Origin of the sequence: Acinetobacter sp. YH01019 (assembly GCF_013420285.1) — a bacterium.
Classification (GTDB): domain Bacteria; phylum Pseudomonadota; class Gammaproteobacteria; order Pseudomonadales; family Moraxellaceae; genus Acinetobacter; species Acinetobacter gandensis.
In genome coordinates this window covers 20,100-31,658 of sequence record NZ_VOYM01000044.1, presented here as the reverse complement: position 1 = coordinate 31,658, position 11,559 = coordinate 20,100, and the positions used below count along the sequence as shown (strand labels likewise).

The 11,559-nt window shown below is 41.0% G+C and carries 7 protein-coding genes and 2 pseudogenes; 6 read left to right on the top strand and 3 right to left on the bottom strand.

Annotation, left to right across the window (positions count from 1 at the left end; all coding sequences use genetic code 11):
* From FTT84_RS11040 to FTT84_RS11030, 3 genes and pseudogenes are all read left to right on the top strand, one after another.
* Positions 1-100 (top strand): annotated as a pseudogene (locus FTT84_RS11040) (IS1 family transposase); the annotation flags it as partial.
* Between the two features lie 27 nt (positions 101-127).
* A pseudogene (locus FTT84_RS11035) lies at positions 128-466 on the top strand (organic hydroperoxide resistance protein); the annotation flags it as partial.
* A 218-nt stretch (positions 467-684) separates the two neighbouring features.
* On the top strand, positions 685-1,077 hold the full coding sequence (locus FTT84_RS11030; protein WP_180058190.1) for a DUF4951 domain-containing protein: 393 nt from the start codon (positions 685-687) through the stop codon (positions 1,075-1,077).
* 576 nt (positions 1,078-1,653) lie between these two features.
* Here the strand turns inward: FTT84_RS11030 and gspE are convergent.
* Complete coding sequence (gene gspE / locus FTT84_RS11025; protein WP_180058191.1) at positions 1,654-3,141, bottom strand: type II secretion system ATPase GspE; 1,488 nt, start codon at positions 3,139-3,141, stop codon at positions 1,654-1,656.
* A gap of 100 nt (positions 3,142-3,241) precedes the next feature.
* Here gspE and FTT84_RS11020 point away from each other — a divergent pair, with 100 nt between their 5' ends.
* Together FTT84_RS11020 and FTT84_RS11015 are read left to right on the top strand one after the other, a co-directional pair.
* The gene (locus FTT84_RS11020; RefSeq protein WP_180058192.1) at positions 3,242-4,063 is read left to right on the top strand and encodes a hypothetical protein; all 822 of its coding nucleotides are present in this window, start codon (positions 3,242-3,244) and stop codon (positions 4,061-4,063) included.
* Between the two features lie 9 nt (positions 4,064-4,072).
* Positions 4,073-4,996, top strand: coding sequence for a mechanosensitive ion channel family protein (locus tag FTT84_RS11015; protein WP_067763438.1), 924 nt, complete (start codon positions 4,073-4,075; stop codon positions 4,994-4,996).
* An 88-nt stretch (positions 4,997-5,084) separates the two neighbouring features.
* On the opposite strand, the gene FTT84_RS11010 is transcribed toward FTT84_RS11015, so the two are convergent.
* Positions 5,085-7,811: a DUF2339 domain-containing protein gene (locus FTT84_RS11010; RefSeq protein WP_373685014.1), complete on the bottom strand. Its 2,727-nt coding sequence runs from the start codon at positions 7,809-7,811 to the stop codon at positions 5,085-5,087.
* A 281-nt stretch (positions 7,812-8,092) separates the two neighbouring features.
* Between FTT84_RS11010 and polA the strand changes: the two genes are divergently transcribed.
* Positions 8,093-10,858 (top strand): DNA polymerase I, encoded by a 2,766-nt coding sequence (gene polA, locus FTT84_RS11005; RefSeq protein WP_180058193.1) that lies wholly within the window; start codon positions 8,093-8,095, stop codon positions 10,856-10,858.
* 128 nt (positions 10,859-10,986) lie between these two features.
* On the opposite strand, the gene FTT84_RS11000 is transcribed toward polA, so the two are convergent.
* Positions 10,987-11,550: a YggT family protein gene (locus FTT84_RS11000; RefSeq protein ID WP_067763442.1), complete on the bottom strand. Its 564-nt coding sequence runs from the start codon at positions 11,548-11,550 to the stop codon at positions 10,987-10,989.
* Between the last annotated feature and the right edge of the window lie 9 nt (positions 11,551-11,559).

The following is an 11,559-nucleotide window of genomic DNA, read 5'->3' as shown; positions in this document are numbered from 1 at the left end:
GCGAGGCTTTAGGAGAAGCTGCAACTTCTCCAAAAAGCTTGAAAATCATTTCAAAGCCTTTGATTTAGTGTTCTTTTATATCAATAATGGATTCGTTTAATGCCAGCATACTTTTTGAAACACCACCGATATTCCTTTAGCTGTGCCAAAAGTCATGGGCGGCACAGGCAATGGCAGTAATCCAGAACAATTATTTGCAGCGGGTTATTCAGCCTGCTTCTTAGGCGCAATGAAGTTTGTTTCTAATCGAGATAAAATTGCCATTCCTGCAGATGCTTTCGTCGAAGGTGAAGTCGGTATTGGACCAATTCCTACAGGTTTTGGTATTGAAGTCACACTACATATTCACCTTGAAGGCATGGATGCAGCAGAAGCTAAAAAATTAGTTGATGCAGCACACATTGTCTGTCCCTATTCGAATGCCACCCGAAACAATATTAATGTGACCTTAGATATTGTGACTTAAATCTAATACCAGCACAGCTTCGAACAACCTTATCCAATGTCAGTATGTTTTTAGACTCTAAATTTAAACATGCTGACAATATTCTTATCTATTACATCTCATTATTTCAGTGAAAATTTAACATGTCACTATCAGTAATTTTTACGGAAACATTTCAAAATACACACTAGCTTGCTAATATAAGAATGATTCTTATTAATATTTAAGTACATCTTTATATGTTTAAATCACTCCTACTCAGTGCACTACTATTAAGTGCTTCGTCTTTAACTTTCGCTGAATTAAAAATTTCGGAAAAAGTACGTCCTGAAATCAAATCACTGGTTAATCCTGACATTCAACGACTACCGCTCCCTCCAACGCCAGGCAACATCTCATTACCTGCATATGGTCAAGGCATAATTGGTTGGGGTACAGGCCCAGATGGTGCAGCAGCTCGCTTAGCCAATGTCACTAAAGCAGATGTAGAAAAATATAAAACTCAAGGTGTAACTTTAGACATGTTACAGGCTTGGCAAAAGTTTTATGAAAATGAAACCCGTCGAAATGCAGGTAACCCCACCGCCCCAATTCGTGCTGAACTGATGAAAAAAATTATCAGTTTATGGTAACGCTAATGTTCTAAACAGCCCGCGAAAGTGGGCTGTTTTTTTAAGATCAAACACTAAGAAACTAACTGATAAAGCATTTTTATAATTTATAAAAACGTTATATTGAGTCAATATAAATCAATCATGATAAAAAGTTCATTAATTACAGGGTTTAAAATGAAAAAAAATCTTTTCGATATTTACCATCTTTCTTGTATTTACAGCATGTAGCCAAACACCTGCTCCGGATTTTTCAGGAGAATGGAAACAAGTCCCTGAAACGGAAAGTCTGCGTAAATTAACGATTTCAAAACAAGGCGAAGACTATCAAATTAAAGATGAATTTTGGCTCAATAAAAACAATACTGAACGCACATCAAGTGCTGCTTCAGGCATCGCTGAATATGATCATGAGGTCTTAAAGTATAAAGATAGTCAGCAAATTGAATTAAAACTAACTGATCCAACACATCTCCCCCTGACGGACAAAGAATCTAATGCAGTTATTCAGTTCGAAAAAATAAACTAATCATTAAAAAAGCCTCGAAATATTTTTATTATTTCGAGGCTTTTTATCACACTTTTTTTTAGAAACTTTTATTCAGCAGCTTCATTCGTTACACGTAGCACTTCTTCAATCGTGGTCTTACCTGCAAGCACTTTACGTAAACCATCATCTCGAATAGAGCCTGCATTGGCACGTACATGATTTTCCAATTCAAATTCTGCCGCATTACTATGAATTAAACGACGCGTGTGCTCATCAATCGGTACAATTTCATAAATTGCTGTACGCCCCATAAATCCAGTGTGTGAACAATGTTCACAGCCTTTGGGCTGCGGCACTTGAACCTGTTCGGCATGTTCAATATTGGCAAATAATGATTGTTCAAATTCATCCGCATCATGCCAAGTGGCACAATGGCTACACAGCGTACGTACTAAACGCTGCGCCACCACGCCAATCAATGAGCTTGAGAGTAAGAACGGTTCAATACCCATATCTTTTAAGCGTGTCACCGCACCAATGGCTGTATTGGTATGTAGGGTTGAAAGCACCAAATGGCCTGTGAGTGATGCCTGAACTGCAATTTCCGCTGTTTCTAAATCTCGAATCTCACCAACCATCACCACATCTGGGTCCTGACGCAACATAGCTTTTAAGGCACGAGCAAAGGTCATATCCACTTTGGTATTGACTTGGGTCTGACCAATCCCTTCAAGTTGATATTCAATAGGATCTTCTGCAGTTAATATATTTTTTGAACCATCATTGAGATCAGACAGTGCCGCATACAAAGTGGTGGTTTTACCTGAACCTGTCGGCCCAGTGACCAAAATAATACCGTGTGGACGATGAACCAATTGCTTTAATCGGTCATAGTCATGTTGCATCAATCCCAAGTGAGTCATGTTCAATCGACCCGCTTGTTTATCCAATAAACGCATCACGACACGCTCACCGTAAGATGATGGTAATGTCGAAACACGTACATCAACTTCGCGCCCAGCAAGACGTAATGAAATACGACCATCCTGAGGAATACGCTTTTCTGCGATATCCAGTTTAGCCATGACTTTAATACGAGACACCAATAAAGGTGCAAGTTCACGACGCGGCTGTACAATTTCACGTAATTGACCATCGACACGTAAGCGTACTGAAAGTTTTTTCTCAAACGACTCAATATGAATATCGGATGCACCGACACGAATGGCTTCAGAGAGCAAAGCATTGATCAAACGAACAATCGGAGCATCGTCCTCTTGATCCATCAAATCTTCTGCTTCTGGAACAGAATCGGCTAGACTGAGTAAATCGGGATGATCTTCCAGGCCAGCTGCAACTTGTTGCGATTCACCCGTATCACCTGCAAAACTTGCGCTTAACAATTGGTTAAATTCTTGTTCAGTTGCCAATTGATGCTGTGCTGGATGGCCTAAATATCGACGTGCTTCTTGTAAGGCCAATAACGGTGTACTCTGACGACGTACAATAAATGCCTGATCACCCTCATATCGAAGCAAAACGCCATGCCGCTTGGCAAAACTATATGGTATTTGTAATTGTTTAAGTACTTGCATCACGCATTATAATGATGAAAAAAGTTGTTTTGAGTGTACTCTAAGCATCTGACAGCGTGAAGTCTGTTTTTAGGATTTATCAATTTAAGGGAAATGAACATTGCCATTAGAGAACGAAATCACTGAAAAAAGTAATCCAAAAATTAAATGGTGGGGTGAATATCACTTTGAACTTAATCATCCACAAAGTTGGCAATTTGGTTCTTTGCTGTTTCGTTTAACCCGTGGTATGCAAGAGTGGCGCATGGAATACCATCGTCCAACATTTCAGTTTGATTATGAACAACAGTGGCACCAAATCCACGATCCTGAATTCGGCTTTCCACAACCAGTGAAGATGGAACGTTATATGTTCCGTCAAACCCATGACAAAATTCAGATCATGCCGCGTTTGGCCGACCGTTCTGTGGTGATCAAACCTGTTGATCCTATATATATCCCTGCCGGTCAACGTGGAACCTTGTATATAAGTACACCACTTTGGATTGCAGGCTTCGTTGACCACTTAAAAGAACCGTTATTTGATCTACCGGTAATTTTACCCAAAGACACTTGGTTTGGCCCAAATCATCGTATGGGTGAAGTTTGCTATGCTACTGCTGTTGATGGTCGTACTGAATTAAAACAATTAAAGCCTCGTGCATTTCGTGCAGTAACCCCTATTGAGTTTCATAACACCAGTAATCAACAAATTCGCTTTGACCGCATGAACGTACCCGTACCTGCTTTACCCTTATTTTATAGTGAAAGTACTGGACGCTTATGGACATCGCAAATTCGTGTCGTCCATGAAAGTCATGACAAACCGCCTCGAGTGAAAATTGAAACGCGTACACCGCCACAAGCGGGTGATGTGATTTATCTACACCCACCTCGAGAGTCTGCAAATGTACTCTTTAATATGTTTGATTCATTCTTCTAAGGGCGTGATATGGCAGATTTAAGTATTTCAAAAGAGATCACCAGCAGCCTTAAAGGAATGGTGAGTAATTTAAACACCGATCGTTTAACTGAACTATTAGTTGCTGTATTACTGGCAGTTATTGGTTTTTTAATTGCACGGTTTATTTCTAATACCTTTATTCGCACTGTCGGCATGCGTTTCAACGCACACCAACAATTGGTCTGGCGTCGTGGTATTTTTTATTTTATTTTCTTAATTTTTGTTATGGCCAGTTTAAAAGAGGCTGGCTTTAAACTCAGCGTATTTTTAGGCGCAGCGGGTATTTTAACCGTGGCATTGGGTTTTGCCTCGCAGACATCAGCATCCAACCTCATCAGCGGGATGTTCTTGATTGGCGAAGGCTCATTTGAAGTTGGCGATACCATTCAACTGACCTTAATTCGCGGCCATACCATTGAAGGTGAAGTGATTTCCATTGATCTTCTTTCCGTCAAATTATTAACGCAAGATAATGTTTATGTGCGTCTACCGAATGAACAGTTAATACGAGCCCCAGTACACAATTTGTCGAAGTTTCCAATTCGACGAATTCCGATTACTCTCGCGATTAATTTCCATGAAGACATTATTAAAGTACGTGAAGTGCTTTTAGATGCCGTCAATAAATACCCTTTAGTATTGGCCGATCCAAAACCCGCAGTCACTGTAACAGCCTTTCGCGAATCATCAATTGAACTATTATTTGCGATTTGGTGTAAACGCGAAAACTTTTTACAAGTACGTGATGAAATGCAGGAACGAATTCGTAATGCATTTGTCGACAATAAGATTGAAATCCCAGTCCCTAAAATGGGCTTTGTCGATCATCCTCTTTCGACGCAAGCAGTTGATGCTGATATCGATCAATATTCCAATGCACAAGACATTAAACGTGAGCCAAATTTAAAGTAACCAACATTTTTATCTTTAAGCTTGGCCATATCGACCAAATAAAAAAGCCCTAATGCTTATACCATTAGGGCTTTTTTAAATTCAGATATTATTTTTTGACAGACTGACTTGATATCTGAGTATTATCATTCGGCATCGGTGCAATATATGCGATCAATAGCATGGCAAAGCCTGCCGCCATAAAAGAAATCACGCGCATTAAGGTGCCGACATGCGACAAATCGAGTAAGACTAATTTTAAAGTCACTAAAACCAAAATGCTGCCACCCAATAACCAAACTGGTCTCAATAGACGCTGACTGGCAAAACGCATACTAATAAGCGCCAAACTGACCCAAAGTACAGTAAAACTCAGCTGCACCGTGGCATCTGTCCAAATATCCAAGCTGTTATACGGGGTATCCAAATATATATGCAGCGCACGTAACATCACGTAGCTACTTAACCACAATAATCCCAATACACTGAGTATCGCCGCCCAACTTCGATCTAACCCAGCCTTAAGTTGTTGATTCAGCATCCATAAAAATGCCGCTAATAGCATTAAACTGATCACATCAAAGGGATTGAAGATTGGTAATACATAGCCCATAAAGGCTTGCTGACTATAGAGTTGTGAACAAATAATCCAAGCCAAACTTAAAAGCAAGCTACTGCGAGCCTGCCAAAACATTTTCCAGACATGTTCTTTGGCTTGCCAATAACACCATGCACAAAAGAGTAGCGGTAAAATCACGACACTGATGTATGGCATCGTTGAAAGAAGCGTCAAACTCGTCCAAGCCAAACTGGTTAAAACACCTAAGCTCACCCACTCTTTTTCTTCACGCACGCCTAAAAGCGGGCGCAGCCAAAGCACAGTCAATAACAGCCCCGCCAATGCAAAATAAACTTGCTCTGACACCGAATGCCAAAGCAATTGTCCTTGCTGACTGACTGAAACCACTTGATAAAATGCCATCGCATAAACTGGAATCAACCCCGTCCATTTGATGAGAGACCAACTCCATCCCGCTTGACGAAACAGCAAGAACTCATTCATCAAGGTATAAATCAGTGCCACAAACAACAAGCAAATCGCAAGTTGATACGAGCTATGCAAAGCATCCAGTAACAACACCATCAGCATTACCGTTGCTGAAAGCATTTGTAAACATTGAAATGCAATACTTGAACTAGAAAGCTGCCGATGAAAAGATGGCACTGCATGCGTTACGATAATCGCAGCCAAATAACTGAGACAGATGCCCCAATAGATTTCAGTTGGGAAACGTTGTAGCTCAATCACATAATATAAACTTGAGCAGCCTGCCATGACCAAAAGTGCCATGCCGAGATAGCGACTAATCGTCGACTGGCGGTACAGGGCAAAAATAAAGATCAGTGCGCCTTCCACGGCCCACCCCACTACACTCCATTGCTCAGGCAATAAAATCGGTGGTATCAGTGCTAAGAAAATTAAAGTGAGGCTGAGATAACTTTGCGCAATCACCTGAACGGTTTGACTCCGTTTACTCCATATATATAAAGCCGCAAAGACCGCAGCAAACAATAAGCTCAAACCTGCTTGCCATGTTGTTTCTTCAAAATACATCAAATACAAAGCCAAATATGCGACAACTGGTGCAGCAAAAATTAAGGCAATATCTAATGCAGGTTGATATTTAAAAGACGTCTCTTCCTGACTTTGCAATTGACTAAAACGGAACCCTAACCAAATAAAGATTGCCGCATGAGCTACTACCAACACGCTTAGGGTATTTCGTTCAGTGTTATAGCCGTGGTAAAAGGCATAACTCCCACCAATCAATGCCGTCATTAAAAAAGCGATTTGATTTAAATATTTCCACGGTCTTAAGCTACTCAATACCGCAACTGCGATATTGATCGCCAGATAATAAACAATCAACTCCGTCGCAGTGGCATCATGTACCGGCAAAGTAAATGGAGCAATGTAGGCAATCAACATTGCCATAATGGCTAATTCCACTGACTGCTGCTTCAAACTCAGCCAAATCGTCAGCAGCATAATCGCAATGAAGGCTCCACTGACAAGGCTAAAGCTCGCTATGACCAAATTGTAGTAAGCAAAAAATAGCGTCAGAAATAGTGCTGCCAGTCCTACCCCTTCCAAGGCCAAAGCGAAACTGCGGTTTTTCGGCTGCATCCAATAGCCAAGGACGACCACCACAGCACTGACGGCACTGACAATCAATAATTTGATAGCTAAACTTAATTGCCAATGTTCAGTGGCAAAACGTAATAAAAGCACTACACCAATAATCAAGACAACAACGGCAACTTTTAAAACAGGATTACCCTGAAATAACCACTGTTGAATTTGTGTAGAAAGATTAGGCGCTGCTGTGGATGTTGATGCCTGCTTGGAGTTATTGATCTGTTGATTTTGATGCTTGGCGGCACTGTCAGATGGTATTACCACCGACTGTGTTGTATTTGTTATTTCAGAATCATTGAAAGCTGCGGGATTTAAAGTTTCCGAATTCAAATCCAGCTGATTTGATGTTGGGTTAAGTGTTTGAGATTTAATTTGAGTATCAACAAGCTGAGTTACACGATGTTGTAAAGCATTCAGTTGCCGTTCTAAGCGTTTCAACCAACGTAAAAAGAAATACACCCACAAACTAATGCCTAAAGCGACCAGATAACTCAGCTCAAGCAGCAAACCAACCACTGTAATGATCGAAGCAATATAGAGCGGAATTTTAGACGTTGTCTTAATGGGCTGCAATTTTGCGCCAATCGTTTCTGCACCATGTTGCAAGTCATCGATATAATTCATCACACTGAGCATAAAGCCCGCACCACAGATGTAGCTCAACAAGCGAACATCAAAAAACCACGCTGCAATCCCTACCATAATGAGCAACAGCAACCAAATCATTTTTATTTCATTATTCTGTTTCAGCATACCTGCTTTCGTCATGATCCTGAATCCTTTGATGATACATGAGCCTGACAGATGCTCCGAACATATTCATCAGTTATTCGGTAAGTTGCATATACAATCTTGACTCAGCGTACAGGCAAAAAATCACGTACAATGAGAGTGTTTTCAGGATTAGGAAATTATCAATGCCACCATTTGTCTTGGTCGATGGCTCATACTTTTTATTTCGTGCGTACCATGCACTGCCACCATTAACCACTTCAACCGGTTTACACACCAATGCAATCCGTGGTGCCATTTCTGCCATCCAAAAATTAATGCGTCGTATACAACCGACGCATATGGCAGTTATTTTCGATACGCCTGAACCGACTTTTCGTCACGAACTGTCACCGATCTATAAAGGTGACCGTCCTGCGATGCCGGAAGAATTATCACAACAAATTCCATATCTTCACGCTTTAATTCGTGCACTGGGCATTCCCCTGCACATGCTACCGGGCGCCGAAGCCGATGACATTATCGGTACATTAGCCAAGCGCGCTGAAGCGGCGGGCCATCAAGTCTTGATTTCGACTGGTGACAAAGACATGGCGCAGTTGGTCACTGAACGAGTCACACTTGAAGATAGCTTCAAAGACAAACCGATGGATGTACAAGGTGTTTTTGATAAATTTGGTGTATGGCCAAATCAAATCATTGACTACTTAACCCTAATGGGCGACGCCTCTGACGGCATTATGGGTGTGCCGGGTGTCGGTGCAAAAACTGCGGCGAAACTATTAACAGAATACGGCTCAATTGGTGGCATTTTAGAAAATGTTGACAAAATTAAAGGTAAAGTCGGTCAAAACATTAAAGAACATGCTGACGGCATTGCGCTCGATCATCAACTTGCAAGCATTGTTTGCGATCTAGATATGGGCTTGAAATACGAAGATCTGAAACTAGCTGATCCAAATATTGCGGCACTACGTGATTTATATACTGAACTGGAATTCCGTAATCAACTGCAATCACTTGATCACCCCAACAATCCGAATGGCGCGACCTATAAACAAGCCGCTAAAGCCATCAGCTCGACAGCGACTGTAGCGAATGCACCTGAAGTTGAAGATCAGGCAGATAAAACCAGTGTCGATGATCAACTCGGTGAAGCACGCTATCATACAGTCCTCAACCAAGAAGATTGGGATATTTTATTCAAACGCCTGAGCACTGAAAAACGTTTTGCCTTTGATACAGAAACCACGAGTCTTGATTATCGCGTAGCGAAAATTGTAGGTTTCTCTGTGGCAATCGATGCACATGATGCCTATTACGTACCGCTTGCGCATGACTATGAAGGTGCACCACAACAACTAGATCGCGACACGATTTTAAATCAGATCAAGCCTTTACTCGAAGATGACAGCGTTAAAAAAATTGGTCACCATCTTAAATATGATGCACACGTATTAGAAAATCATGGCATTCATTTGGCAGGTTGGTATTTCGATACCATGTTGGCGTCTTATGTATTGAACTCTGTAGCAACACGTCATGGTATGGATGATGTCGCACGTTTATATCTCAGTCATTTGACCACAACTTTTGAACAAGTGGCTGGTAAAGGTGCGAAGCAAAAAACCTTTAACCAAATTGAACTGGAAACTGCTGCACACTATGCTGCTGAAGATGCGCATGTGACTTACCGTTTGTATGAAGTTTTGGATAAAAAATTACAAGCTCATCCTGAACTAATCAATATTTTACATAATATTGAAATGCCCGTTGCACGTGTACTCACATCAATGGAAGAAAATGGGATTGAATTGGACATGGATTTCCTTGACCAATTGGGCGTGGAATTCGCCAATACTATTCAAAATCTTGAATCAGAAATTGTTGATATTGCTGGACAAAGTTTTAATGTCAGCTCGCCTAAACAAGTGGGCGAAATCCTGTTTGATAAATTGGGCTTAAAAGGCGGCAAGAAAACTTCTACCGGTCAATACAGTACCAGTGAAAGTGTCTTAGAAAAAATTGATCATCCAATTACAGATTTGATTTTGGAATATCGCGGTTTATCAAAGCTGAAAAGTACTTATACCGATGGTTTGTTGAAACAAGTAAATAATGATACGCATCGCGTGCATACCAGCTATCACCAAGCTTTAACTGCAACAGGTCGTTTATCATCTACCGATCCAAACTTACAGAACATTCCTGTGCGTGAAGATATTGGCCGTCAAATCCGTAAAGCTTTTATTGCCCCTGAAGGTCGTATATTACTGGCTGCCGATTATTCGCAAATTGAACTGCGTTTAATGGCGCATTTCTCACAAGACCATGCATTGGTAGATGCGTTCAACCATGGGCAAGATGTACATAAACGTACCGCGGCTGAAGTATTAGGCATTCCACTTGATGAAGTGACCAGCAATCAACGTCGTCAAGCCAAAGCCGTGAACTTCGGTCTACTCTATGGTATGTCTGAATTTGGCTTAACACGTCAGCTTGGTTTTAGCCGTGAAGAATCACGTAGCTATATTGGTAAATATTTTCAGCGCTATCCAGGTGTTTTGGAATATATGGAACGCACCCGCCAAGTCGCACGTGAACAAGGTTTTGTTGAAACTATTTTAGGTCGTCGTCTGTATACACCAGACATTATGGCGAGCAACAAAATGGTCAAACAAGGTGCTGAACGTGCAGCAATTAATGCGCCATTACAAGGCTCAGCAGCGGATATCATTAAACTTGCAATGATTGCTGTCGATAAAATTCTACCGAAAGATCAAGCCAAAATGCTGCTCCAAGTACACGATGAATTGGTCTTTGAAGTGGAAGAATCCATTGCCGATGAACTTGCCGCAAAACTGACTGAAGTGATGCAATCTGTCTTAAAAATTTCCGTTCCACTGATTGTAGAAGTGGGCAAAGGCAATAATTGGGACGAAGCACATTAAGCTCAAAATTCCCTCTCCTCTCAGGAGAGGGTTAGGGAGAGGTGGAAAATTCAACTCATCTTTACTGAGCAGCAAAATTTGAAGCCATAAAAAAGGACGCCTCAGCGTCCTTTTTTATATTTATTCGATTAAAGGCCCGTTAAAAGGGTAATCGCCACTTGCTTCATGATAGTTTCAGCAACCAATAGTGCGAGAATCGCAAAGATGGGTGAAAGATCAATCATACCCATATTCGGTAAAATACGACGGAATGGTGCTAGTAAAGGTTCAGCCAACTCTTGAACAACTTCAATATAAGGCGAGCGTGACTGACTAAACATCACCACCCAACTCAAAATAATAGATGCAAAAATTAAGTAACGACAGAAACGGATCAAATCCTGAATCATCGTCACAAAGGTCATAATAATCAGATGAAACGGACTATTGACCGCCACACCGGATAGATACATTAGACCAAACATTTTCAGCAAATACAGAATCACCACCAACACTAAGGCCGCAGTATTAACCCGCCCTTTTGCCAAAGTGGGGAAAATTCGGCTAAAGATATCAACAATTTTTGTTGCTTTCGCTGTAGCCAAAACCACAGGGTTATATGGACTGACCGCAGCAAGCTGCATTAAAAAACGGAAAAATACGAGCAAAATTGCAACGTTAATAATGATTCCAAAAATTTGAGCAGAGCCCATACTTGAACT